Source organism: Clostridium frigidicarnis, from assembly GCF_900111985.1.
Taxonomy (GTDB): domain Bacteria; phylum Bacillota; class Clostridia; order Clostridiales; family Clostridiaceae; genus Clostridium_Z; species Clostridium_Z frigidicarnis.
In genome coordinates, this window is the sequence record NZ_FOKI01000009.1 from 1 (window position 1) to 25,384 (window position 25,384).

The 25,384-nt window shown below is 28.2% G+C and carries 24 protein-coding genes, 3 pseudogenes and 1 riboswitch; of the genes and pseudogenes, 6 read left to right on the forward strand and 21 right to left on the reverse strand.

What is annotated here, in order from left to right:
• Positions 1-466: 466 nt before the first annotated feature.
• Positions 467-733, reverse strand: coding sequence for a CD3324 family protein (locus BM119_RS07155; RefSeq protein ID WP_090040150.1), 267 nt, complete (start codon positions 731-733; stop codon positions 467-469).
• 635 nt (positions 734-1,368) lie between these two features.
• On the opposite strand from BM119_RS07155, the gene BM119_RS07160 reads away from it, so the two are divergent.
• Positions 1,369-1,776, forward strand: coding sequence for a GNAT family N-acetyltransferase (locus BM119_RS07160; RefSeq protein ID WP_207647669.1), 408 nt, complete (start codon positions 1,369-1,371; stop codon positions 1,774-1,776).
• Positions 1,777-2,148: 372 nt separating this feature from the next.
• Here the strand turns inward: BM119_RS07160 and BM119_RS07165 are convergent, their stop codons facing one another.
• The 9 genes and pseudogenes from BM119_RS07165 to tlp all read right to left on the reverse strand — a co-directional run bounded on the left by BM119_RS07165 (position 2,149) and on the right by tlp (position 8,628).
• Positions 2,149-3,021 (reverse strand): GNAT family N-acetyltransferase, encoded by an 873-nt coding sequence (locus tag BM119_RS07165; RefSeq protein ID WP_090040152.1) that lies wholly within the window; start codon positions 3,019-3,021, stop codon positions 2,149-2,151.
• Between the two features lie 244 nt (positions 3,022-3,265).
• Complete coding sequence (locus BM119_RS07170) at positions 3,266-3,703, reverse strand: GNAT family N-acetyltransferase (RefSeq protein ID WP_242948361.1); 438 nt, start codon at positions 3,701-3,703, stop codon at positions 3,266-3,268.
• Positions 3,704-3,860: 157 nt separating this feature from the next.
• Positions 3,861-4,253: a zinc ribbon domain-containing protein gene (locus BM119_RS07175; RefSeq protein ID WP_090040156.1), complete on the reverse strand. Its 393-nt coding sequence runs from the start codon at positions 4,251-4,253 to the stop codon at positions 3,861-3,863.
• A 475-nt stretch (positions 4,254-4,728) separates the two neighbouring features.
• Positions 4,729-5,112, reverse strand: a complete 384-nt coding sequence (locus tag BM119_RS07180) for a VOC family protein (protein WP_090040158.1) — start codon at positions 5,110-5,112, stop codon at positions 4,729-4,731.
• Positions 5,113-5,455: 343 nt separating this feature from the next.
• Positions 5,456-5,542, reverse strand: a pseudogene (locus tag BM119_RS20200) (lactate utilization protein); the annotation flags it as partial.
• Between the two features lie 153 nt (positions 5,543-5,695).
• Positions 5,696-5,985 (reverse strand): annotated as a pseudogene (locus tag BM119_RS07185) (GTP-binding protein); the annotation flags it as partial.
• Between the two features lie 256 nt (positions 5,986-6,241).
• Positions 6,242-7,621 (reverse strand): GntP family permease, encoded by a 1,380-nt coding sequence (locus BM119_RS07190; RefSeq protein WP_090040159.1) that lies wholly within the window; start codon positions 7,619-7,621, stop codon positions 6,242-6,244.
• A gap of 369 nt (positions 7,622-7,990) precedes the next feature.
• Complete coding sequence (locus BM119_RS07195; RefSeq protein ID WP_090040161.1) at positions 7,991-8,176, reverse strand: hypothetical protein; 186 nt, start codon at positions 8,174-8,176, stop codon at positions 7,991-7,993.
• Between the two features lie 224 nt (positions 8,177-8,400).
• Positions 8,401-8,628, reverse strand: a complete 228-nt coding sequence (gene tlp / locus BM119_RS07200; protein WP_090040163.1) for a small acid-soluble spore protein Tlp — start codon at positions 8,626-8,628, stop codon at positions 8,401-8,403.
• A 589-nt stretch (positions 8,629-9,217) separates the two neighbouring features.
• Between tlp and BM119_RS07205 the strand changes: the two genes are divergently transcribed.
• A complete protein-coding gene (locus tag BM119_RS07205) occupies positions 9,218-9,457 on the forward strand; it encodes a hypothetical protein (RefSeq protein ID WP_090040165.1) in 240 nt (79 codons plus the stop codon).
• A 31-nt stretch (positions 9,458-9,488) separates the two neighbouring features.
• A complete protein-coding gene (locus tag BM119_RS07210; RefSeq protein WP_090040166.1) occupies positions 9,489-9,881 on the forward strand; it encodes a hypothetical protein in 393 nt (130 codons plus the stop codon).
• Positions 9,882-9,977: 96 nt separating this feature from the next.
• On the opposite strand, the gene BM119_RS07215 is transcribed toward BM119_RS07210, so the two are convergent.
• Positions 9,978-10,337, reverse strand: a complete 360-nt coding sequence (locus BM119_RS07215; protein WP_090040168.1) for an SdpI family protein — start codon at positions 10,335-10,337, stop codon at positions 9,978-9,980.
• Positions 10,338-10,924: 587 nt separating this feature from the next.
• Complete coding sequence (locus BM119_RS07220; RefSeq protein ID WP_090040170.1) at positions 10,925-12,400, reverse strand: protein adenylyltransferase SelO; 1,476 nt, start codon at positions 12,398-12,400, stop codon at positions 10,925-10,927.
• Positions 12,401-12,747: 347 nt separating this feature from the next.
• Here BM119_RS07220 and BM119_RS07225 point away from each other — a divergent pair, with 347 nt between their 5' ends.
• The 3 genes from BM119_RS07225 to BM119_RS07235 are packed head-to-tail and all read left to right on the forward strand — an operon-like array spanning position 12,748 to position 16,524.
• Entirely contained in the window at positions 12,748-13,614 is an 867-nt protein-coding gene (locus tag BM119_RS07225; protein ID WP_090040171.1) for an ABC transporter ATP-binding protein, read from the forward strand.
• Positions 13,614-15,812 carry a M1 family aminopeptidase gene (locus BM119_RS07230; RefSeq protein WP_090040173.1) on the forward strand — a complete coding sequence of 733 codons (2,199 nt, stop codon included), beginning with the start codon at positions 13,614-13,616 and terminating at the stop codon, positions 15,810-15,812. The genes BM119_RS07225 and BM119_RS07230 overlap by 1 nt, the downstream gene beginning before the upstream one ends.
• Positions 15,805-16,524: a hypothetical protein gene (locus BM119_RS07235; protein WP_090040175.1), complete on the forward strand. Its 720-nt coding sequence runs from the start codon at positions 15,805-15,807 to the stop codon at positions 16,522-16,524. The genes BM119_RS07230 and BM119_RS07235 overlap by 8 nt, the downstream gene beginning before the upstream one ends.
• Before the next feature lie 372 nt (positions 16,525-16,896).
• Here the strand turns inward: BM119_RS07235 and BM119_RS07240 are convergent, their stop codons facing one another.
• From BM119_RS07240 to add, 9 genes and pseudogenes are all read right to left on the reverse strand, one after another.
• Complete coding sequence (locus tag BM119_RS07240) at positions 16,897-17,811, reverse strand: hypothetical protein (RefSeq protein ID WP_090040177.1); 915 nt, start codon at positions 17,809-17,811, stop codon at positions 16,897-16,899.
• 3 nt (positions 17,812-17,814) lie between these two features.
• Complete coding sequence (locus tag BM119_RS07245) at positions 17,815-18,399, reverse strand: RNA polymerase sigma factor (RefSeq protein WP_090040179.1); 585 nt, start codon at positions 18,397-18,399, stop codon at positions 17,815-17,817.
• A 522-nt stretch (positions 18,400-18,921) separates the two neighbouring features.
• Positions 18,922-19,674 (reverse strand): GNAT family N-acetyltransferase, encoded by a 753-nt coding sequence (locus tag BM119_RS07250; RefSeq protein ID WP_090040180.1) that lies wholly within the window; start codon positions 19,672-19,674, stop codon positions 18,922-18,924.
• A 788-nt stretch (positions 19,675-20,462) separates the two neighbouring features.
• A complete protein-coding gene (locus BM119_RS07255) occupies positions 20,463-21,017 on the reverse strand; it encodes a hypothetical protein (RefSeq protein WP_090040181.1) in 555 nt (184 codons plus the stop codon).
• 229 nt (positions 21,018-21,246) lie between these two features.
• Positions 21,247-21,477 (reverse strand): annotated as a pseudogene (locus BM119_RS07260) (pirin family protein); the annotation flags it as partial.
• A gap of 372 nt (positions 21,478-21,849) precedes the next feature.
• Positions 21,850-22,245 carry a DUF4234 domain-containing protein gene (locus BM119_RS07265; RefSeq protein WP_090040183.1) on the reverse strand — a complete coding sequence of 132 codons (396 nt, stop codon included), beginning with the start codon at positions 22,243-22,245 and terminating at the stop codon, positions 21,850-21,852.
• Positions 22,245-22,646 (reverse strand): DUF2752 domain-containing protein, encoded by a 402-nt coding sequence (locus BM119_RS07270; protein WP_090040184.1) that lies wholly within the window; start codon positions 22,644-22,646, stop codon positions 22,245-22,247. The genes BM119_RS07265 and BM119_RS07270 overlap by 1 nt, the downstream gene beginning before the upstream one ends.
• A gap of 629 nt (positions 22,647-23,275) precedes the next feature.
• Positions 23,276-23,755 (reverse strand): PIN domain-containing protein, encoded by a 480-nt coding sequence (locus tag BM119_RS07275; RefSeq protein ID WP_090040186.1) that lies wholly within the window; start codon positions 23,753-23,755, stop codon positions 23,276-23,278.
• 243 nt (positions 23,756-23,998) lie between these two features.
• Entirely contained in the window at positions 23,999-24,991 is a 993-nt protein-coding gene (add, locus tag BM119_RS07280) for an adenosine deaminase (protein ID WP_090040187.1), read from the reverse strand.
• Positions 24,992-25,150: 159 nt separating this feature from the next.
• Positions 25,151-25,250, reverse strand: a riboswitch (purine riboswitch).
• Positions 25,251-25,384 lie beyond the last annotated feature (134 nt).

Below are 25,384 nucleotides of genomic sequence, written 5' to 3' on the forward strand. Positions count from 1 at the left end.
GGATATGTATCCCCACATGAATATTATAAAAATAAAATTTCAGCTTAGCTTGAAATTTTGAGAAAACTTTAGAATGAGTAACTTTAGTCCAGATAGCGGGGAGCAATCCGAAACTTAAAAGTTATGGTTAACTCTTCACATTCAACTTTCAACTAAAAAAGACTATATATATTTAATGTCTTTAAAGTTACCCACAGATTCAATTTAATTGTAAATTCCTTTTATCATGTATCTTTAACATTATTATATCTAAATTATTATATAAATTAATATGTCAAGTTTAGCTATAATCATTTAACACACAAGAACAAAAATGACTACGCCATTTTTTAGTAGCAAGTTGCAAGTGACAAGTCCATGTTCAACGTTTTTAAAATTAGCCACAAATTTAACTTTATTATAAATTTCCAAAAAAAATTTAAAGCTGCCTAATAAAAAATTATTGGTTTTATTAGACAGCTTTAAGTTAATTTCTTGTATATACAATTTTTTTTATTGTTTCGTAGGCTAAACAATATTCTGAGACTAACTGATTGATTGTTGAGCCATTACGAAATTTTTCTTTAATTTCAGTATTTCTACTGGCAATTTCTTTTCTAATTCCAGAGACTTCACCCCATAATTTACGTTTATTTTTAACCTTAGGAATGTAAATCAAATCACCACTAACATATTTTTGAATTTCAAGTAATAATTCTTCTGGAATTACTTCTATAGCATTTACATATTTCATTCTAATCCGCTCCTTAAAAATATAATCTCTTAAGGATGCAAAATCAGCAAAATAATTATAACAAGATTATACCTGCTATTATTAGAATGAAAATGGTGACTATATTATCTCCATGCAACTATCACCATCTGATTATTTTGCAGACATTGCATGGAGTATATCATTATCTGTTAAAATTAAATGTAAGTTCATGTTTACCTCCTAAAATATAATTATTTAATGTATTAAACACAAGAAAAGCATCTATCCCTTACTAGTAGTTTAGTAAGAATATTCTGCAACTTGTATATACACATGATTCATCTAATGGTTAATACCTGTTAACTCATATAACATTCAGTTGGTTAAAAGAATACCACCTGAATGAAGAGCTATTCTATTAAATCCCTCTCTTTATTTATACCAAATTTTCCTTATTATATCAATTACTTTCCAATACATAATTAAGATTTTATACTTCATAGTTTTTATTATGTAAATTCCACAAAATTCATACCACTACAGGAATTAAAAATTATTTATAGAATAGTCCTATATGTATAGTTATAGAGGGGGAATTTTATATGATGCTTTTAATATATCAAATCACGCTAGAATTTTAAGTTATTAAAATTTTAAGTGTGAGGAGAATAATAATGATTAAATATGTTAATTCTTTAGAAAATATAGATGATAATAATCTTAAAGGTTTTTTTGTTGGTTGGCCAAATCCGCCATCAAGTAAAAAGCATATGGAACTGTTAAAAAATAGTGATTTTTTTTGGTTAGCAATTGATGATACAAATAATAATGTAGTTGGTTTTATTACAGCCATATCTGATAATGTTTTAAGTGCTTATATTCCATTATTAGAGGTTATACCAGATTATCAAGGTAATGGAATAGGTTCACAGCTGGTTACCCGTATGTTAAATTCATTAAGTCATCTATATATGGTTGATTTAGTTTGTGATGAACCTTTAACTAATTTCTATAAACAATTTGATATGTTTAAATCCCAAGGTATGATTATTCGTAATTTTCACAGTCAAAATGGCGTGTAAAATAATAAATTTTTCTTATAGAATTTAGAAATTAAAAAAATCATAAAAATACAGTAAAAAGGTATGCTGAAATGTATAAATTAGCATACCTTTTGTTAATATATCTACAATGAAATTAAAACCACTCATTTATATAAATATTTCAATCTATGATAATAATCAGTTATAGTTAAGTAAGTTACCTCCTAAATTGTTAATTCCATGAAAATCATAACAAATAATCCTAGCTCAAATCTAGCTCAATTTCATGTAATATATTTGTATCAAATTATTCTATTAATCTACCATTATATCTAACCTTTTAAAACATGGTTATTGAGAACCCCATCACTGAATAAATCTAGTTTCTATATAGCTATAAGTTCTTTTAGTTTAGTTTAATTTTATTTCCATCCAATAACTTAGAACTGATTTTTCTTTAAAACCTCTTTTCTTATACATGTTATAAGCTATAGAATTCTTTTCTATAACAGTTAGTTCTATATTATCTACCATCTTTTTATTCAAAAAATCTATAGCAGTTTCTAATAAAGGTTTCCCATATCCTTTTCCCCTATATTCTTTTTTTAATCCAATATCAAATAAGCCTCTCTCTCCCTGTATTTCACAATTCATAAAACCAATAATAGTATTACTTTTAGCTACCATAAAGAAGTAATTTTTATTATCAGTTTTATTTATATATTCTTCAACCTCACTTAAATTCAAAAAACATCCATGAGGCATATCACTAAAAGAATCATTAAAGATATTTAAATATACCTTTTTGTTTTCATTAGATAATTTAATTAAATCTAAACATTCCTCTTTCTTATTTTTATCATCTAAAATCATACTAAAAGCTGCATATTCCTTTTTACACCCTAGTGATTCTAAAATATTAAGTATTTCTTCGTTCTTCGCTCCTAAATAAATTTCACTTGGGTCATGCTTTTTTGAAAGTTTTAATGCCTCATCAACGAGATTTTTAACAATGTGTTTTTTATCCTTTAACTCTTCCAGTACCTCAATTGTGTGAATATAAACAGTTCCAAGATTCTCACAAGCCTCAAGTACAATATTAATTTCGCCAACAACCTTTCCATTTATAAAACAGAATAGGCTTCCTTCACCGTATCTATTAACCTTATTGTTAAATAATTTTTCAATTTCATCTATAGACTTTATAACATTAAGACTCCTACTTATAAATTTACACACTTCATTTTTTTCTGGATCACTTAGCTTTGAATACCCCTTTATCACAATTACCCCTCTTTTCTATTTATAATATGGATATCATTACCAATATCCTCATTTATAATGATACAAGCTTTTTTATATTTTGTCTATTTATTTTTAGACTTTTATCTACTTAGTCTATATTATTTAAAATAGTATACAAAAAAACTAGTAGTTAGTCCACAACAAACTCTATCTACTAGTTTCTCTTATATAAATCTATGCTCTATACATTTTTAATGAATAAGTAACAATAATACATGTCCTATCACAACTTTAAAGCCATTATAAGCTCATCTTCATCTACTTCTCCTGTATGATGAAAACCTAAACTTCCATATAACTTTTTAGCTATCTCATCACCATCTATATAACAAAGAATTATTTTAGGATATTTTCCTTCTCTTCTCATAATTTCAATTGCCAATTTCATTGCTTGTTTTCCATATCCTTTACCTTGATAATGTTCATCGATCATAAATTGATCTATAATATAGGTATTTTGTTCATCGTAGAATCTTAATAATATAAATCCTACCATTACTTTATTATTATAAACTATCATTGGCTTTGTTGAGTTATAATAAACATAAGCCTTTGATAAAGATTTTGCATTAGTGGCAACAAATTTAATTTGTTCCTTTGAAACACTTAGCTTTAGGCACTCTCTATAATTATCCTCTGTTATATTTTCAAGATGGATCATAATAAATTCAACTCCTATCCTATTAAGTTGTATTAAAATCCCCTAGCGTAAGCATCTGGCATATACATACACATAGGAGCCATAACAGCCCTATTTCTTAATAAAAGATTTTTCAAATTATATTCTTTAAATATTCCTTTAGCCATATTGTCATCTCCTATTTACTTCTCTCCCCACAATGAGGACAGTATGTAAAGTTTGAATCTATTTCTCTACCACACCTTAAACATCTGTTTTCTCTAAAATAATCATTACTATTATATTGAATGTTTACTTCTTGTAAATCCAAATATGTTATTTCTATATTTTCACCATTTTCAATAGCTTTTCCCTTATCTTTTGATATTGTATATAAAGATTTACATCCAGTGCATTTTACATAATAGGTTTCATTCCATTTAAAAAGTGGAATGAAAAAGAAGTGAAAAAAATTATAGTTTTTTATAAGTTTCCCTGTAACTGTTCCTTTGCAGATTTTACAGCTTATATTATCTAAAATCTTAATTTCCTTATTCTTATTTTCCACTCCGAATATACCTATAAAAAACATAACTTTATCACCTCTTTAATATATATTTTCAAGATATTTATATTAACAATATCATTATAGTCTTACTTATTATTATACTGTATTTTCTTTATAATTCACTATCTTTAACTAATGAATTTTATTAAATAACTTATGCAAGTGAATTTCAGTGTAGAAAACAAAAGACAAAGGTAATATACTATTTATCCTTATAATTATTATATTAGAATGTTAAGAAAAACATCCATATTTCAACTTTCAGCTACAACAAACTTGATATTTTATTCCTTTAAAGTAACGCTCTTTATATTAAAGAATTACTTGCTATAATGGATAGTATGAATACTCTAACTTTGAAAATCTGTTTCCTTTATGATATACCTCTAAATAAATTTTTATATTCTTAAATTCATCTACTTTAAATTTATTTTACATAACAAAAACCATGCAGGCATACATCCCACATGGTTTAGCAAATTTATCAATATTACTTATATTAGTATTTATCTTCACGAACTAGATATTCATTTCCATCTTGATCTTTAAATGAAAACATACTTCCATAAGGCATTTTCATAATTTCTCCCACTTCAACATGGTTTCCTTTAAGTTCACTATAAGTACTATTTATATCACTAGTACTTAATATAACAGATGGATGAAGTACATTGGCATCTTTATTTTGATTTTTCATTAAGTTCTTATCATATAAAACAAAAGTTGTAAATTCACTCTCACTAGGACCAACTTCTACCCACTTCATATTTGGTCCCATGTTTTGTTCAAACTTAACTAAAAAGTTTAATTTTTTAGTCCAAAACTCTTTTGCCTCTTCTTGATTATTTACATATAATGTTATTTTACCTATCTTATTTATCATTTGTGTTCCTCCTAAATTTATTGAATTGATTAAACTTTTGCTGGGGGTTTCAAAATTGTATAACATATAAAAAGTTATGCTTAATAAAATAACTTTTCTTATATTCTTCTACTTTTCATAATATATTATTTGTTCAGTATTTTTTCTTAATTTCATGCTAGGTTCTTCATGATATACCCAACAGTAAAAATACAAACTACATATGTATTTATTATCTTGCAAATGCTCATTTATATGTTTTTTTATACTTCTACGAGTTGCAATTGCTTTAATCATTTAATTATCTTCACTAATTATTTTTAGTTAAAATATTTTTACAAAACTTATCATGAATAATGAATATTTAGTATCCTAATATATCTCCCACAATTAACACCTTTATCCTACCTTTAATAAACTGTCCTCTAATTACAACAAAGTCATTACAAATTAGAAGCCTCTCCACCAAACGTTTGTTCTATTCATATAATATCTTATATATTTTAAAACGTCAATTTATTAATATAAAAACAAAAGCCATAATTTCACTTATAACTTTTTACACTATATTTCAAACAAAAACTTGCACTCCTTCTTTAGATTAAATAACCAGTATCACTCCATCCAAAATATGCATTGATCTTTCAACTTCTGCTATAAAATCAACATGTCCTGGGGTATCTAATAAATTAATTTTGGTATTATTCCAATTAAAAGATACTGTAGAGGTTTTTATTGTTATTCCTTTTTAAGGGATATGGAGTCTGTAATTGTATTACCTTTATCTACTCTTCCAAGATTTTTTATAACCCCACTTTTATATAATAAATTTTCTGTTATAGTAGTTTTACCAGCATCAGCATGTGCGAGTATCCATATGTTTATTGTTTTCATTATGAAGCATCCCCCTTAGTTTCATACCATGTCCATTGTTTAATAATCTTATTGTATTTATTTCTCCTAATTTAAATATATTCCTTGGGAAATATTGTGTAATTATTTTTAATATTTACTATAATAATAAAGAATATATAATATAAAAATTAAAATCATTAGATTGATTGCAAAGGACTTAGCAATTAATTTTAAATTTGCATATAAAAAAGGAGCATCATTATAAATGCTCCTTTTTACTCATTACTACTATTAATTAAACTATTCCCATACTACCAAGTATTATAGTTACAACAAGTGCCACTGTAGGAATAGCTACTGAAACCATAAATATATCAAAATATGATTTCTTGTGGCTTAATCCGCATACTGCTAATAGTGTTATGACTGCACCATTATGTGGTAAAGAATCTAATCCTCCACATGCTACAGTTGCAACTCTATGAAGCACTTCTGGACTTATACCTGAACTAGTAGCTAATTGTAATAAATTATCTCCTAATGCTTGTAATGAAATACTCATACCACCTGTTGCAGAACCTGTAACCCCTGATAAACAAGAAATAGAAATACCTTCTGCAATTAATGGATTTGATGAAATACCAAGAAGCGCATTCTTTATAACTGTAAATGAACCTAGTGTTGCTATTACATTACCATATCCAACAGCAGCTGCTGTATTTAATATAGCAAATAATGAATCTGTTGCTCCTTCATTTATAACATGCAAATTATTTTTCATAACTTTTAAATTTGAAAGCATTGCTACTACTATGGCTACTATTAAAGCTACTATTAAAGACCATGTTCCACCTGATGCTGCAATAGTAGTTTTATATTGATCAAGCCACTCCCAATTCATGAATCCTTCTATAAAAACATAATTTGATAATATATAATTTAAAACTAACATTAATAAAATTGGAGTTAATGACAGTATAAAATTAGGTAGTTTTAACTTTACTTCTTCATCTATCTTAATTTCCTCATGTTCTCCGAAGCCTTCACCTGCTGCTATTCCCTTCTTGGCTCTATACATAAGCCAATAGCATCCTAAAACTAACATAACTAAAGAAGCTGATATACCTAATATAGGTGCTGCCCAAGTTGTTGTACCAAAATATGGCATTGGTATAGCATTTTGAACTTGAGGTGTTCCTGGCATAGCCGTCATTGTAAAAGTAAATGATCCCAAAGCTATAGCCCCTGGTATTAGCCTTTTTGGTATACCAGCTTCCTTAAACAAAGACACAGCTATTGGATAAACAGCAAATGCTACCACAAATAAAGACACTCCACCATAAGTCAAAACAGCACATGATAAAACAACTGCCAATATAGCCTTTTCTTTTCCTAATTTTCTAGCTATAACGTTTGCAATTGATTTTGCTGCTCCAGACTTGTCCATAACTTTACCAAATATAGCACCTAATAAGAATATAGGAAAATATGTTCCAACAAAGTTTGCTAAACTTGACATATACGTTTGAGTATATACCGGTAATATATCTATGCTTCCACTAAATAAAAGTGCTAACAATGCTAATAGCGGAGTTAAAATTATAACACTAACCCCTTTATATGCAAAATACATTAGTAAAAATAATGATAAAAAAATACCAATTACGCCCACAATATCTTTCCCCCTTGATGTTCAGCTAATATAAAAACTGAAATGAAATTATATTTTCTAAAATTCTTCGTTCTTACTGTTCTAAAAATCATCTCCAATCTTTCTATCTCTGTATGATCTTCATTTGTTATTTAGTACAGTGAGAACCTATAATAAAAGGTTCAAGATATTATTTTTATAAATCACTAAAATTTATCTTTATATTAAGTTTTCTTATTCTGTAAACCTCACTATCTTCATATGTTAAATTATAATAAGTATACTCATTATAATTATATTACTATAATTTTTCTTTTAAATCAAATTTTGTAATTAATTGTAGTCTATTGCCAATAGTTTCAACATATTTTTTACTTATAATCTTTATGTATTTTATAATTGTTCAATTTCTCTCTTAAAATAAAACCAAGTACCATCTAAACCTGATAACTCCCAGCCATCTTTACCAAATATGTTTAACTTATCAGAAAGTTCTTTATTGTGTTTGTCATTATTAGATTTAAGTATACTTTTTAATTCTATTTGTATTTGTTCTACTCTATACTCATATTTTTTCATAAAACATCCCCCTTATAACCTTATATAACAATCTATAAATACAATTAAATTATAGACAACTTATATAAAAACTATAATATTTAGATTTTAAGTATAAATATTTATCCTTAACTAATCTTCTTAAATGTATTATAACATATTTTTACAACATATTATTATATAACGAATCTAATAACTAAAGCCCTACAAAATTTATTGTAGAGCTTTAATATGCTAAATTTTATTTATCTATATTCATTTTTCTTATCAATTGCTTCTTCCTTAATTTCTTTTCTCATAGAATTAAGAGCTTCTTCTCTTCTTTCATTTTTTTCTATTAATTCTTCTCTATTCTTTTCATCATCTGTCTTTTCAATCATTTCTTCTGCAAGATGAATGTTTTGAATAGTATTGCTAATGTTATCTTGAATCTTATCTACATTATCTCTCCTATCATCTTGATTATGTTTCATAGTTGCACCTCTCCCTTTCTACTCTTATTTTTATTTAATGTACAAGTATAGTATGGCTAAAAATATATTTATTATGTTTTATAAATAGTGGTATTAAATGTTAAAATTTTTATATTGTTTTTTCATATTATCAATAATCATTAATAATAATTAATGTGATATCCCTTTTAATATAAAGTTCATTTCTATGTCATTCCCTTCTTTGGTTTGTTTTTTTATATATTACCAAAGTAAATTGTATTTATATTGAAGGCAATGTGAATTTTATCTGTGGATTTTTCATATAGCATTAAATTATTAATCTCTTACCTTATTCAACGAATTCAAAAAGTTGATCTTGCCTTACTAATTGCATTATAAGGGTCTATTATATAAGAACAGGATTATATAAATTAAATTATTACCTAATAACAAGAAGAAACCGACATTTGAGAGTTATGGGTGTATAATTAAAATAATATATATTTACTAAAAATGTTAATATTGGTACTATTTTTTTAAGGACTAAAATATTCTATTTAAAGAATTAATTTTTAAACCTTATACTTAAATATAGATTATATTAAGAATTTAATAAGGAGAAGATATTATGTTTGGTAAAGAAAATATAGTTATTGAATTGGAAAATAAAATTACTAATTATGACGATTTAATAACGGAAATAACTAAATATTTTGAAAAGCAAGGAACTAATTGTAAAGTAATAGAAAGAAGTTCTATACCTATGGTTGAGGTTAATGGAATAAACTATTCTGCAATTCAAAATAGTAAATTAGGTGCTTTTGTAGGTATACAACAAATAGTATTAAAACCTTGTAAGAAATTTTAAAATACTATATATAATTAAGTGAGGTAATGCAATGAAAAAACACATATCATTATTTTTAACAAAAACTATTTACTTCTTATTTTTAATATGTACTATAATTGCACTCTTTATTGTTTATAAAAATATAAAAGGTACATTTGCTATTGGATTTGTAATAGGATATGCAATCTTTGCTATATTATTTATTTTATATATAGCTATTGTTGCTATTTTAAATGCACAAAAAGTAAAATGGCATTATATAAAAGGACGAGCTTATAAATTCATCATTTTTTTTATAATATTAGTAGCTCTAGGTTATACTACTAATTTCCTTTTTAGACCTGAAAAAATAGATTTATTTAAAAATCTTTCTATCGCTTTTGGGTTATCCTTTGCTATGTGTTTTACTGATATTATATTTTTAAACAAAAAAGAGGTTTAAAACATTTTAACACTGTGTATATTTTGTATAAAATAATTAACCAAGAAATTAGTTTCTTGGTTAATTATTTGTTTTTACTCTACTTTACATCAGCTTTTATTTAATCATGCCATTTTCATCAAACTTTGTTTTTAATTCTTTTTCAATAATTATCACTGGGACAAACATCAAACTTATTCCTATTCCTGCATGAATTAAACTTAAATACTCTGCCCTAATGGGAACAAACAATTTACTTATTATAATAGTTACAAGTAAAATAACTCCTATTATTATATATAATTGTCCTCCTCGGTAATTTGCATAATCCCACGCTTCCTGAGACTTCATAGATCCTGATGTTCTGTAACCACTTATTTGATTGATTTGTTTTTGGGGATTGTTTTTATATATTAATCCAATAACTATAAGAGTAACAGGAATAATCAAATCTACAATCCAAAAGAAATTTTTCAACTTGTATTCCTCCTAATTATCTATTCTTTATCTTATGGCTACCATCTGTAGCTCATGAATGAAGATTTACTCTATAATTCTTTGCAACTAATGGAATTTCTCGTATTGAATTTTCATAGTATTTCCCCATATTTAATACTCAAGATTCTATTCTACTATTTAAACTCCTTACATATTATACTCTTATTATTCCATAAATTATTCCAATTATCAAATTCACTTATTATATTTAGAGTGTTTAATTGAAATTAAAGAACCTACTTTTTCTTAAACCTTATTCTATCTAAGTAATCTAATAGAACAATAAATTTCAGATTATATGCTTAAACTTTTACCTGTCTTCAAAAAATATGATAACTTGTATAGTTATATCAGATCGCTTGTGGACCTATTAATGAAAAGAGGGTAGTAGATTTCAAAACTAATCTATTACCCTCTATTATTTTTGCAAATTTTAAATATTGTAGCTAACTACATTTTAGTTTTAAATACGGCAATGGATCACTAATATATTCTTTACCCTTTTTTATATAAGGATTATTTTTAATCTTTACTTAACATCAGTTATATGTTCTAATGCTTCTATATTATGTCCCACAATAGGTTCTGTAAGGACATGTTGATGGCTCAGGTAGCGTTGAGTAATCAGCCTGTTCGGGGTAGTGCGCATAAGGTCTCGAAAGAACATCAAGAAGTCGCTCCATCACACTGTAGTCTCTTTGTTTTACCGCGGCTTCTAGTGCTTCTTCTACCCGATGGTTACGTGGAATTATCGCAGGATTGCAGCTTTTCATCAACTTATATGAGGAATCTTTTGATTCTTGCTGCCTTCCTAGTCTCGCCTGCCACATTTCATGCCAATGAGCAAATTCCTTGGTGCCAAACATGACATTATCCTCTAGTTTATCAAAAGTTAATGCACGGAAGGTATTGGTATAATCCCCACGGTACTTCTGCATCATACTTAGGAGGTCTTCAATTAGGGATTCATCCTGTAGCTCTTCATTAAATATTCCAAGTTTTGCTCTCATTCCTGAAAGCCAATTATAATGATACAACTCAGTAAAACCTGAAACGGCATCCTGGGCTAGTTTGACAGCATGATCTTGGTTAACATGCAACAACGGCAATAGTGTTTCAGCAAATCTCGCAAGATTCCATCCAGCAATCTTAGGCTGATTACCATAGGCATAGCGGCCATAAACGTCAATGGAACTGAATACTGTTGCCTTGTCATAGACATCCATGAAGGCGCAAGGACCATAATCAATAGTTTCTCCACTAATAGCCATGTTATCGGTGTTCATTACCCCATGAATAAATCCAACCAGCTGCCATTTTGCAATCAAGGCCGCCTGACGCTTGATTACTTCCTTAAGTAGGAAAAGATAGCGGTTTTCATCAGCATCTACGTCTTGAAAATGCCTTTGCAATGTATAATCAGCTAGGACTCTGAGCTCCTCAACTGTACCCCATTTTGAAACGTATTGAAATGTTCCCACACGTATATGACTGGCAGCCACACGTGTCATTATTGCACCAGATTGCTCAGTTTCTCGGATTACTGACTCACCTGTTGTCACTACTGCTAAACTGCGTGTAGTGGCAATACCAAGTGCATTCATTGCTTCGCTGATGATGTATTCTCGCAGCATTGGTCCTAATGCCGCTCTGCCATCTCCTCCCCGGGAGTATGGGGTTTTGCCTGAACCCTTAAGCTGAATGTCAACCCGCTCACCTAAAGGAGTAATCTGTTCCCCAAGCAGCACAGCCCGACCGTCTCCTAACAATGTAAAATGCCCAAATTGATGTCCTGCGTATGCTTGAGCAAGAGGCAAAGCACCTTCAGGAATCTTATTACCACCAAGCACCGCTACTCCATCATTGCTTTGTAGTGCCTGGGAATTCAACCCCAAGGATGTTATGAGTGGATAATTGAGAATGATTAACTTTGGTGAAGGTATAGGGGTTGGACTCTGTCTGGTAAAAAATGTTTTTGGAAGACGAGCATAACTGTTGTCCAAGTTCCATCCTGTTTCTATTATTGTTTTTCTCTCTGTCATAGTATCTCCTTTTCTTCTTTTATATTTTTGTATACTGCTTTTTCTTTTATATGGAATAAAAAGCATAGGTATTCTATGATTTTTTTAGATATCAACTTTCTATATCAACACAAATCAACCATTTTTAGTTTGTGATTCTATCAATTTATTATACCCTGTACACTTCGAATGTATAACTTATTCTCTAAGCCGATTTTAGATTTGGAAATAAAATAATATCTCTAAGCCTATTCACACTATCATAGCTAATAATTAAAAAATAAGAAAAAAATTTAGATCAACAAAACCTTTTTACTGAATTAGTGCTCTTATATTATAGAAGCACAAAAAGAGAGGATGATATTACTATGAAAATTTCAATTGAAAACTTAAATATGACCTACCATACAGGTAAAAAGGCATTACAGGATATTTCCATACAAATGGAAAGTCCAAGCCTCATTGGGCTTTTGGGTCCTAACGGAGCAGGGAAATCCACATTGATGAAACTACTAGTAGCAGGACTACTACCAACTAGCGGTAAAATTCTTATAGATGGTGTGCCTTTATTAAAGAATGAAAAAAAACTAAAAGCACGCTTAGGATACTTACCCCAATCTTTTGGTTTATATGACGAACTAACTGTGTGGCAGTTTCTCGATTACATAGCAGCACTTAAAGGAATAAAAAACAGAAAGGAAACTATTAATGAGGTAATACAAAAGACCAATCTCATAGATAAACGTAAATCTCGTATTTCCACTTTATCTGGTGGTCAAAGACAACGTGTAGGAATTGCTCAGTCCCTTATGGGAAGTCCCGAACTACTGATTTTTGATGAACCAACTGTTGGACTTGACCCAGAAGAACGTATTAATTTCCGTAACCTATTTTCTCAAACTGCACAGGATAAAATTGTTTTACTATCCACCCATATAATTGAAGACGTACAGTCAGTATGTAACCACTTAATTGTTATTAACCATGGTAAAATTTTATTTAATGGAACACCAGAAGAATTAATTGTCTTGGCACACAATCATGTTGGAGTGTTTGAAGAACAAATAGGAGGAAACGCAGAAAAAAAATATAAAATAACAGCTAGAGTTAACACAACACACGGTATTGCTTGCCGTATCGTAGCAGAAAAGTTGCCTTCTTTTGCACAAGCTGTAGAACCTACCCTTGAAGATGCATACATGTATTTAATTATGGAAAAAGAGGTGATGAAATAATGAATTTCTTTTCTTACCTCAGGGTGGAATTAAACCGTATTTTTCACTCAAAAACTGTTTATCTTATTATGATACTAACTATGCTTTGCCCAATGGCAGGATATAAACTTTACAAAATCACAAAATTTTCAACCTTATGTGGTGATTTGATTGCAGATCCAACTATGGCTGGAGCCCTGATAGGTGGAGTCTTATTTGCACTCTTAACCCTAATAGAATTCGATAGAGTACGTAAACATGAAACGGGAGTATTAATAAGTAGCATTGTTTCACCTTTAGTGATGAATGTGGTAAGAGTGCTTGCCATAATAATAACCGCTATTGTTTGTGTTACAATTACATCCTTACTGTACTTTCCATATACAGTTATAAAAGCAGGAAATACCTTTGATGCATACACTTACTGGAACAGCTTTTTTTTATTAATGCTGCCTTCCTTGGTACTATCAATTTTAGCAGTTTCTGCATTTTATCAGATTTTCTGTCGTATAGATCTTAGTATGGTTTTATTTATTGCATTTATTTTCATAAGTTTAAGCAAATGGTTTTCTAAAAATAATATTGTACATTGGATAATCCCAAATGTCCCTGGACTTTCAGATTATTTCAGCAACACCCTGATATTTCGTTTGATGGAGCACAATCGTCTGTTTTGGTTTTTAGTACTTGGTGGATTGTGGTTAATAGGATTGTTATGTGTTCGTCGTTATGGCAAAAGATTGTTTGGATCCATTTTACACAATTTAAAAAAGGCTTATATTCCTTTATTTGCTGTAGCATTAATTAGCGGTGCCTACTATGCTTATACAAATCATCCTTATATTTATAAAATGTCAAAGGCCAATATTTCAGATGAAGTTAATAATGAGCTTCAACTGTCAAATACCAATTTAGAAATCTCATTTGATACTAGTAGATTCATGCTTTTAGGAAAGACAACCTACTCCCTTAAAAATTTAAGTGGTAGTACACAAGAATGCATCGCTTCCATGCGTCCTGGCTTTACTTTTAAGCATATAAAAGCAAATGAAAAAGACATTGCATTTGAAAATTTAAATGATAGTAAAAGTAGCGTTGTATTTAATCTACCTGAAGACTCAAAAATTAATTTAACCATAGAATATAGTGGAATACCTAAAATTGATGAAAAATTTAGTGAGTTTATATTTGCAACTTCTATAAGTGACAAATATATAGATCTTATGGGTTCAACGGAAATTTATCCAAGGCTTGAAGTTGCAACTATCTCAGAAGATTCTACAATTACAGGTAAGATTACTATACCTAAAAACCTTACATTACTTCTAAACATAGATAAAGATGTCAATAATAACATAGATAAAAATAATAATGACATAGTGAAAGTAATTTCTGAAGATGATAATAATAAAACTTGGCTTATAAATGTTAAAGGTAATGATATCTTTGCCTTAATGGCTGGTGACTATGTTATAAAGAAGTTTGGAGAAAAAGATATGCCAACAGAATTTTACTACAGCCGTAACCTTGAGGATAAGATGAAAAATATGAATGCTGAAGAAATGATTAAAGACACCATTGATTATTGTACTACGAGTTATGGTAAATTATATAATGTATCTCCAAATAACCCACTAAAAATAGTGCAAAAAACCGTATTCTTTCCTGGCGGATTAGGATTCCCAAATTTCAGTACCATGCAAGAGACTGATTTTAGTGATAAAAATCTAAGTGATAAATTAAAGGGAGCATCCAGTGCTGAAATACTGGCTCATGAAATTATTCATCAGTGGTTTGGAATAAAATCCGTAGGTAATGGTGGAAATAATGAAAATTGGTCTGCCGAAGGACTTACTGTGTATACCACTTATAGAGTTATGAAAGAAAAGTATGGAGAGGAATATGCTCAAAAAAATTATGTAGATGTATGGAAGAGTTCTTTAAAGCATGAAAGTAATAATTTTTATAATAGACATCCAGAATATTTAGATATATTACCCCAAAAATATGCTACCGAAATTAAGGGGGAAAATTTAGTTATATGCCACTACACAAAAATGCCTCTTCAAATTTTGAAAGCTGCTAAACTAGTTGGTGGTGAAGATACTATGGATAAAATTCTTGCTAAATTATATAAAAACAGCTTACAAACACCAATTTCATGGGAAGAGTTTTTAAATGCATGTAACCTTAAAGAGGAGGATTTAAACATTGATTAGTTTATTTAAATACGAACTTAAACGACTACTTTTCAACAAATTTTTTATAGGTTTAGTAATTATATCTGCTTTTTACAGCCATCAAATTATGTATTCAGATATAATTCTTGGAGTTGCAAACACAGCTCCATTCTCTGGATGGAGCTATGGGGAATATCTTGCTAAAATGCTGCCAATTTTACTTGTTGCTTTGCTGTTTTTTATATCGTTTCTTTATTCAAAACAAGAAAAACATGTACAAGCTTTAACTAATACAACACCTATTAACCCATTTTTATTTCAAATACTACGCTGTATCACAATTATTATAGCTTTTATTTTAATTTGTATTATACCTATAGGATACAGCTTATGGTTCTACAAAGTGAATTTTCACTTCACAAATTTTAAAAGTTTAGTGTTACCAATAGTTACAACACTATTACCAGCTATGCTATTTGTATTTGGTGCAGGAATGATTGGAGGAAGATTCCATCAATCAATAGTTTTTATGCTTATGTTAGTTGTAATTTTAACTAACTATATACCATTACCGTATTCCCTTGACTTATTTGGAGAAAACTTTTTCACAAACTATACACTCTCTCTTGATATAGTGGAACCTGCTTTCTTTATACCTACAAATGTACTAATTGGAAAGTTTATGTATGGACTGACTGGTGTTACAATGATACTTATAGCTAGTATTCCAAAAAAGCCAAATAACCATTAGACTTTAAAAAGGCTATGCCCTTTTTAGATTGACAATTGAGATTTGACAATTGACAATGGTGGCTGACAAACCCTAAGTTTTCTTATTAATAAAAGTTGAGAGTGGAAAGTTGAAAGTTATGGTCAAAAACCACAGATTTTCTTCTAAATTTATATTTTAAATTTTAAAATCTTCTTAATAAGATTTATCATTTAATTCTCAATTGTCAATCATCAATTCTCAATTCATTTCAATCTTTCTAAGAATATTTATCTGCAACTTGTCACTAAATAAATTTATAGTATAAAAAATAGATAGTACTTATAACATATGTACTATCTATTCCATATCTATGTTCTATGTTTCAAATTTTTTCACTTTAATTATTATATTCTACTGTTGTTTTAAAACCTTTATATACTCTTTTGCAAATTCAATTGCAGCATCAGTCTGAGACTCCTCTCCAATATGCATGACATATTCTACATCTTTACAATTCCAACATATGGAATTAACTTCTTCAATACTTGGCTTCTTTGTGATATCAGTCTCGCTTACACTATCATTAATCCTTTTTTTATCATATTTAGCCTGCGTTCCTTTTAAAAGACTACATTTTATATCCTCAATATTTATTTCTTTGTAAACATCATTTCTTATCTTTCCACTGTATTTTGATAAATATATATTAAATTTATGTCCTTCATTATCTACATATGGTAAGGAAATCGTTCTTGTCACATTATAGTCTTTAAGTTCTTCAAAAGCTGTATCATCCTTCATTGCTTTTCCTAATTTATCTGTTATACTATCTACATCCTCATATTTTACGTCAAAAGCAGTTGTAATTCCTATTATACATGTACTTCTATTATCTACTTTTCTAATTGAATACTCACCTACTTTTTCAGGAACATTAATTGTAAATCCAAATCTTTTTTCCATTTCATTTCTATTTTCATCCACTATAGGCTCACCATAAGCCACAGCTGGAACATTTTCATCTTCTGACTTTTCCACAACATTACCAGATTTATCAAGTACAAAAAATGTTTTCAAGGCTCCCTGTGCCACCGTTTTAACATCCGGAAATAATGCAAAAGCTCCCCCAAGGAAAAATATTGCACAACAAGCAGCAATTAAGGCTGCTTTTTTCATATGTTGCATGTGAAAATAGTTCCTATTACTTACTTCCTGCTCTTTTTTATTCCATGCCTCATTAAAAATATCCCTTGAAGCCTTAACATTACTAGCACTATCATTTATAGAAGATTTTAGTACATTATCAAAACAATCATTTTCTTTCATAAACTATACTCCTTTACACTTGATTTCCACTAGATTATTTTCTAATTCAAAGCCGGTCTCTAATTGCTTCTTTAAAGCAGCTCTTGCATAAAATAAGCGTGATTTTACTGTGGCTTTAAAGCAACCTGTTACCTTTGAAATTTCCTCTATAGACATATCATTATAATAATAGAGAATAACCACTGTTTTTAAATTTTTGCTTAAATTATTGATAGCATTTTGCATTATATGTTTTGTTTCGTAAGTATCAATCGCATTTTTTCTTCCTTGATTTACATCACAAAATAAATCTTCGTTTTGGGATGTTATTTCCATAGGGATTAAAATTGATTGTTTTTTAGACATTTTCCATCCTGTACGAACAAGAATCTTAAAAAACCATGTGTTAAATGCCCTTGGATCTTTAAGTTTGTTTATTTCCATAAAACATTTCATGTATGTTTCCTGAAGGATATCCTCGGCAATACCTCTATTTCCAGATAAAAAATAAGCAGTGGCCAATGCTTTTTTTTCTACTGTTTGTAAAAGTTCCTGAAATGCTTCCTTTTCTCCCTGCTGACAGCGCTTTATTGTCTCTTGTATATCCAATTTATAAATCCCCCTTTTTTTGAGCTCTATAATATATAGAGCTCAAATACACCATAAAGGTTTTGTTGATTTGCTCTTTTTTATATTTTTTAGTAACAAAACTCATTTACGTTCATTATACTACAAATTTTGCCATTATATCTTTATTTTATATATAATATTCCTTTTGCTTTTAACTCTCCCCTCTTAATTTTCACTATAAAATGCTCCAAATATTTAATGTCTTTTCAAATTATCCAATAACTTTAAATTTATAATATACTGCATAGCAAAAAAGATAGTAAAACTTAATACAAAGCTTTACTATCTCTTCTAAATGTGGTTATGCCTTCTGTACCTATTAACAAAAACATCATTATCCAAAGCCTAATAATAAGAAGACCATTTCCCAAACATCATAATCCCTACTATTATAATTCTTAAATTAGAATATAAATATAGGCTTACACTCTTTAATGTAAGCTATTTATATATCTTTATTTTACGATAAACTTCTCTTTTGTATATATGATCTATTCTAACTTAATCCTTCAATTTTCTTGAATACACTTCTGCCCATGCAGGAAAAAAGCCAGCATTTATAGCAACATTCTTAGAATTTATATGCGACACTGCGGTTCCATAAAAAGGTACCTTTCCACTGTTTAAGAGTTCTTGTTTTAATAATGCAACTAGATTTGTACCAATACCAGTTCCTCTATATTCAGGCATTACATTAATACCAATTTGATATAAGTTTTTACTGTCCTCACTAGCCCCTGCCATACCCATTATAGTGTCACCATCAAAAGCAGCGACTCCAAGAACATCTGGGTAATTATCATCAAAACCAAAAGCTTCTTCAAACCTGCTGTCACCTTCAAATTGTATTATTTCTTCCTTTTTAAACCATTTAATCGTAGTAAGTGGCTTTACTTCACAAGTAAGAGGGTTGGGTAGATAAAAGTGAGGCATCTGATCAATTTCATGACCAAATTCTCTTAATTTATTATCTATAGCCCTAAGGTTAGGAAAGTCAAATAACCAACTGGCATCTCGCTTTAAAATCTTTTCCTCAAGCCAAGGTCTTATTTTTACATCAGCACAGATTATTGCCCTCCCTCCAATAGTAATTATTTTTAAGAAGCAGCCGTCACTTTCATAAATACGCCTGCCATCTAGAAGCTTATTTTCAGTGATTATATTTCCCTCTTTTTCAAAATCTGAGAGCTGACAATTATAATCAAGTGCCAATTGTTTTTTTGCTATACTAAGTATTTCAGTTTTTGTATACATATTTACCCACCCCAATTCTTTAATCATCATTTTCTACATCAATGTATTTTAAAAGCTCTTCTATTTTACCACTATATTACATTTTTCACCAGTGTAAAAAATGATATATAATTATTCATTACCTTTAAATATTTTTCACTTTTTCTAAGGAAGATCAAAATCATTACAAAATTTGTCCTTAGACCTTTCCATGTGGAGTTGATTTAGATTCTTATCCTCTCTTAAAGTCAGTCATGTAGCTGACAAAGTATCTTTAGCAAAAGAATATAATAAAAAAGGCCTTAAATTAGCTAGAGCATGTAAATTGCTCCAAGTATCAAGAACTTCTTGTTATCCTAAGAAAAAGGCTGAAAACGATAATAAAAATCATGAATTAGCTAGTATTCATTAGAAAATGTCGATTTTACCGGGAGCAATCCGATCATATTTTCGTGTCCCCCCATATTTATTAATGTCTATAAAACAATATTAACATTAATATACATAGTGAATCTTATTACCTTAAAGCTCCAATCTATAATTATAAATAAAAAAATACGTAAATCCAAATCTGAACTTACGCATTTTTACAACTGTATTTATTATAATATCAAATTCTCCTAAAAGTTCTTTTATTCATAAATAAAAAGCCGTATGAGAAAAGACATTCTAAAATATATCTTAACCATACAGCTTAATTTTTTATATTTTTTGTAATTTTTGTGTTTTAGACAGTTTATTTACAATGCAAAATTTTGAGTAGAATATTTTTTAATATTTTACTCAACTTTTATTAGCTTATCTTATTTTTATGCTTGGTCGCTTAAATATCTAAACTCTATACTAGTTAAAAGTAATGCACCAGCAAAATCATTATTAACTGCAATACGAGCAACGCTTAACAATGCAAAATCTTCGGCTTTAATAATATCGTCTAAGTCGAACTCTAAAACATAATGATTATATTGAAAATTACCTGGTGAGTTTTGAATTGGAATATTTCCACTATTATTAACTATTATATTAGCTGCATTTACTACACCATTAGCTCTAGTGAATAATGATGAAAGCCTAATTGCAAACATATTTCCAGTTGGTGTATTTGAATTATCAGTTAATAAATGAACAAATACTTTGGCTTTTTGACATTTATTAAGAGCATCTTTTGGCACACTAAAAGTTAATGAATATTCATCTGTATCACCTTGAGGTAAAAGCCATCCCAATATTCTAATACTAGAACTAGCACTTCCAAGTGGTACACTATCAGGTATACTCTCAGTACCGTCATTCATCGTTCCTGCATTGAATACTAATGATTTAAATTCTTGTGATTCTATATTTGAACAACAACAATTTGACATATTGAGTTACCTCCTTATTCTTTTAGATTTTCTTTATTTATAATATATTATATTACACATTAATAATTATGTTACTAATTTAACTCGTTGGCTGTAATCGTCAAATTCAAATTTTCATTGATACTTTTTTACAAAAATTAAGGATAGACTAAAATAAGCCTACCCGTTGCTTTCTTTTCTTAAGATTTTAATGTGTTCTATATTTAATATACTTTAAAGTATATTATTCTTATTTATTCATTTCTAAAATTAAGATATGAGAAGTTGTTTCTGCACTTATTGATATATCTTCCTAGATTATCTCCATTCCATCTCTATCAGCTAATCCAATACCATTTATTGTAGAGGCTCCCTCTATTTGCACTAAATACACCTGTCTTCCCTCATTAACTTGGAAAGCAATCTCTTTTCCCTTTTCAAGTTCTAAGGAATAAATATTCACTTCTTGATTAAATAATATTTCTTCTAAAAATATATCTTTTTATTACGATGGTGGAATTTCACCGCAAGTCTCTCTATTATCTTTATTTTCCATATAAAATTTCTCCTAAAGAAAAACTATTTACACATTATTATATACCAACATCTAATAATAAACCTACTGCTTTTTAATTCTGGTTCTCCACAGATATGCTTCAACGTATCGTAAGACAAACATTTTCCTGTATACAGTATATTAACTCTTCTTTACAAATTCAAATTGGCATTACAATTTTCTATCAGTAAACATTAATACAATAAAAAAATGACTAATGAATCCGGTACATTAGCCATTTACAATACTTTAATTTCTATTCTTTTAAAATTAAAATCTATTTGAAAATAATGGTTATTAATGAACTTGCTGTGTATTATATTCAACTGCTAATGCATTTGTATTCTTTATTAAAATATTCATTGCAACAAATGGACCTATTCCGCATAATAAAATACCAAATATCATCCACATAAGTACTGATGTTCCATTTTCAGAAAAATGTAAATTATAACGTGGCGCATTCTCAGCTAATCTATTACCAATATTATAATACCAGAACCATGCATAAATCCCACATGTAATTATAGATAATAAAATAAACTTTAAAAGGCCACCCGTGTTCTTTCCATCTCCATTACATATTATATTAACATCTTGAGCTAACTTATAAATAAACCAGTAACTATATATTCCCAAAGTTAAAATACTAAATAATATGTATTTTCCAAGTCCTCTATTTGTGTTAATCATTAAAGTCCTCCATATTGTAAAATTTTATAAATAAAACCATTTTCAAAATTTATATTAACAACAATATCATCCGGATTCAAAAGTCTAAATATATATATTGTTATAAATAACGCTATTCCAATAACTATCACACAATTAAATATTTTATGGGATATTTCATCTTTAATTAAAAATAGAAAAAAATAAATTATGGGCAAAAAAAACAATGGATGGTAGTAAAATGCTCCTTTAAGATCTAAATGAAGTAAACAAATCCACGCCCTAGTCATCCCACAACCAGCACATGAAATACCCGTTAAAAATTTAACGGGACATCCAACGCCAAGTATATCATAAGCAATATATAATAAGGCCATGACAAGTCCAAATTTAATATATTCATTAATCCTTGTATTCTTCATATAATTATAATCCTTCAAAATTTAATTTATGACTTTTTTCTAGTTAATTGTATCATATTTTATATTATATTACAATATTTTATATTTTTTTCTATTTTTCTACCACTTTACTATTTGTGATAATACATTTTTCTACTTACATCATCAAAAAATTATAATAATTTTAAAATTTCTATGTTTTCATCTCTTTATATCCATATAATCCAGACCTTAAGTTAATATATAAGTTATAGGAATAGCTTGTATCTAGCATAATTAATGCTGAATTTTGCTCTAATGTAAATAAGATTTGTGTGTATATTAATTCATTCTAACTCATCTTTATAGAGCCCACCATGCATTTAGTGGAACTACCTCCCCAACAAAAAAAACGCAACTGCCTGTAATCAGCTATTTAAGCCAACTACAGACAGTCGTATATTTTTACTAGCTATTTTCTAATATATCCTTTGCCAATGCTGGATTTTTTTATCTTTCAAAAAACAATTCTAGTAACATGTTTCTGTTGTATTTTTATTTTCTACTAGTTCATCCTTGCTAAATCAATTATTCACATGAAATATAGTTATTATTAATTAAAACTTTAAATATTGTTTAATACAAATATAGTAAAAATACTCAGTTTATTTTTACAACACATTGAACTTCTGTAAATCGCATAAAAATTCGTTAAAAGTCAATACCCTAGAAGGGTCTAATATAATTTTTACACTATTTAGCATTTTTTTATCTTCAGTAACTAATGTATATTGTTTATAATTTTCGCAAATACAAATAAGCTTATAATCATTTGTAGAAAGTTTATTACCATTTATATAATAAATCTGTTTATTTGAATCATATTTTATAGAAACATTAGGTTTGTAAATTTCCGAAAACTTAATTTCATCTTCATTTATTATATGGTCTAATAACTTTATAAATTTATCTGTAAGTACTGGTACTGCATGAAATTGTCTAACTTCCTTTATATATAGTTCTTTAGCTATAGAGTGATAAATTTTAAAATCAATACTCTCCTGACTTTCTATATCTTGAAATAAGGAAGGATATTGTTGCCATACTTTTATAACTATATTAGTATCTAATAAGTACTCTTTATTAACCATTAATTCACCTCTTTATAATATACAAGCTCCTTTTTAACATAATTATATTGTTAGCACTTTTCTTAATTTATACTTTTCTTAAGATTTTAAAATATATTACAAATAAATTTTTATATCCAACTTCAAATTTTCACTGTTACTTTTTTATAAAAATTAAGGATAGACTGAAATAAGCCTATCCTTTTCTTAACTTTCTAAATCCATTTTGCATATTTGAAATATGTTCACCATTGAAAATTCACTCTACACTAATTCTTTTAATCTTTCTTTTGTCTCTAAATCAGTAAAACTTGCTTCAACACTATTATAATAAATTTGTTTATAATCTTCATAAGTAATATTAAATTCTTTAGATACTATGTCAAATTCCTTAGTCATATTTGTATCTGATACAATTCTGTTATCTGTATTCACCGTTACTTTTATTCCATCCTTATAAAAATTATATATTGGATGTTCATTAAAACTATTAACTGCTTTTGTTTGTACATTACTTGTTGGACACATCTCAAGAACAACATTTTTCTTTTTAACAATTTTATATGCTTCATGATAATCTTTTATAAATACTCCATGTCCAATTCTTTCTGCACCTAAAAGTTCAACTGCTTCTAATACATTTTTACCTATTCCAGTTTCACCTGCATGAATTGTTACTCTATATCCATATTTTCTAGCCAAAGCTATTGGCTCTACAAACTTCTCACAAAAGCCCTCCTCTTCCGCTGCACATAAATCTACTGCAACAACTCCTTTTCCTAGGAATGCCTTACCTTTTTCAATTACTTCTAAAGCTTTATCAGAAGACATATTTCTCATACATGATAGTATTACGTTTCCTTTTATATCATACCTCTGTTCTGAATCTTTAACTCCATCTATCACACTTTGTATTATTTCTTGTATTTCTAATCCCTTTACCGTATGAAGCACAGGAGCAAATCTTACCTCCATATATTTCACATTTTCCTTTGCAGCATCTTCAAAAAGTTCAAAGGTAATTCTTTTTAAGCTTTCTTTGGACTGCATTACTAAATTTGGAACTAAGAATGCTTTCAAATACTCATTAAGAGATGTGCATTCTAGTGGAGCAGTAATCTGTCTTTTAATCTCATTCTTATCAAAAGAAGGAATATCAACACCCTCTTTCTTTGCTATATCAATTATTGTTTCTGGTCTAACACTCCCATCCAAATGGCAGTGAAGTTCAATTTTAGGTAAATCTTTAAAACTCATATTTTCCTCCTAACTATTTTTTAATGACAAGTGATAAGTAATAACTTATTTAAAATTTTTAACTATACATATTTGATTTTTTAAAGTTATATACAAATTCAACTTGATTATAAATTCTTGTAGAGTAAAAAAAATTTCTAATTACAAAGAAAATATATCTTAAATATACATTTTCTTCGTAATTAGAAATTATAGGTTTCTAGTAGAGACCCCCAAACCATATTATTGGGGTTATACGAAAATTTTATTTTATTAAAAATATTGAATTTATAAAATAATACTAAATTTTATTTTTAATGTCAAGTATATAAGTTAATTTTAAGATTAATTTTTAATTTATTCCAATTTTATTGCATTCCTTTATAAAAAAACACATTAAATATATTAGTTATA

Excerpts from the sequence above, each read along its gene's own strand:
- BM119_RS07155 (WP_090040150.1), bottom strand. The coding sequence starts at position 733 with ATGAAATATGTAAATGCTATAGAAGTAATTCCAGAAGAATTATTACTT.
- BM119_RS07160 (WP_207647669.1), top strand. The coding sequence starts at position 1,369 with ATGATTAAATATGTTAATTCTTTAGAAAATATAGATGATAATAATCTT.
- BM119_RS07170 (WP_242948361.1), bottom strand. The coding sequence starts at position 3,703 with ATGATCCATCTTGAAAATATAACAGAGGATAATTATAGAGAGTGCCTA.
- BM119_RS07175 (WP_090040156.1), bottom strand. The coding sequence starts at position 4,253 with ATGTTTTTTATAGGTATATTCGGAGTGGAAAATAAGAATAAGGAAATT.
- BM119_RS07180 (WP_090040158.1), bottom strand. The coding sequence starts at position 5,112 with ATGATAAATAAGATAGGTAAAATAACATTATATGTAAATAATCAAGAA.
- BM119_RS07195 (WP_090040161.1), bottom strand. The coding sequence starts at position 8,176 with ATGAAAAAATATGAGTATAGAGTAGAACAAATACAAATAGAATTAAAA.
- tlp (WP_090040163.1), bottom strand. The coding sequence starts at position 8,628 with ATGAAACATAATCAAGATGATAGGAGAGATAATGTAGATAAGATTCAA.
- BM119_RS07205 (WP_090040165.1), top strand. The coding sequence starts at position 9,218 with ATGTTTGGTAAAGAAAATATAGTTATTGAATTGGAAAATAAAATTACT.
- BM119_RS07210 (WP_090040166.1), top strand. The coding sequence starts at position 9,489 with ATGAAAAAACACATATCATTATTTTTAACAAAAACTATTTACTTCTTA.
- BM119_RS07220 (WP_090040170.1), bottom strand. The coding sequence starts at position 12,400 with ATGACAGAGAGAAAAACAATAATAGAAACAGGATGGAACTTGGACAAC.
- BM119_RS07225 (WP_090040171.1), top strand. The coding sequence starts at position 12,748 with ATGAAAATTTCAATTGAAAACTTAAATATGACCTACCATACAGGTAAA.
- BM119_RS07230 (WP_090040173.1), top strand. The coding sequence starts at position 13,614 with ATGAATTTCTTTTCTTACCTCAGGGTGGAATTAAACCGTATTTTTCAC.
- BM119_RS07240 (WP_090040177.1), bottom strand. The coding sequence starts at position 17,811 with ATGAAAGAAAATGATTGTTTTGATAATGTACTAAAATCTTCTATAAAT.
- BM119_RS07250 (WP_090040180.1), bottom strand. The coding sequence starts at position 19,674 with ATGTATACAAAAACTGAAATACTTAGTATAGCAAAAAAACAATTGGCA.
- BM119_RS07255 (WP_090040181.1), bottom strand. The coding sequence starts at position 21,017 with ATGTCAAATTGTTGTTGTTCAAATATAGAATCACAAGAATTTAAATCA.
- BM119_RS07265 (WP_090040183.1), bottom strand. The coding sequence starts at position 22,245 with ATGATTAACACAAATAGAGGACTTGGAAAATACATATTATTTAGTATT.
- BM119_RS07270 (WP_090040184.1), bottom strand. The coding sequence starts at position 22,646 with ATGAAGAATACAAGGATTAATGAATATATTAAATTTGGACTTGTCATG.
- BM119_RS07275 (WP_090040186.1), bottom strand. The coding sequence starts at position 23,755 with ATGGTTAATAAAGAGTACTTATTAGATACTAATATAGTTATAAAAGTA.
- add (WP_090040187.1), bottom strand. The coding sequence starts at position 24,991 with ATGAGTTTTAAAGATTTACCTAAAATTGAACTTCACTGCCATTTGGAT.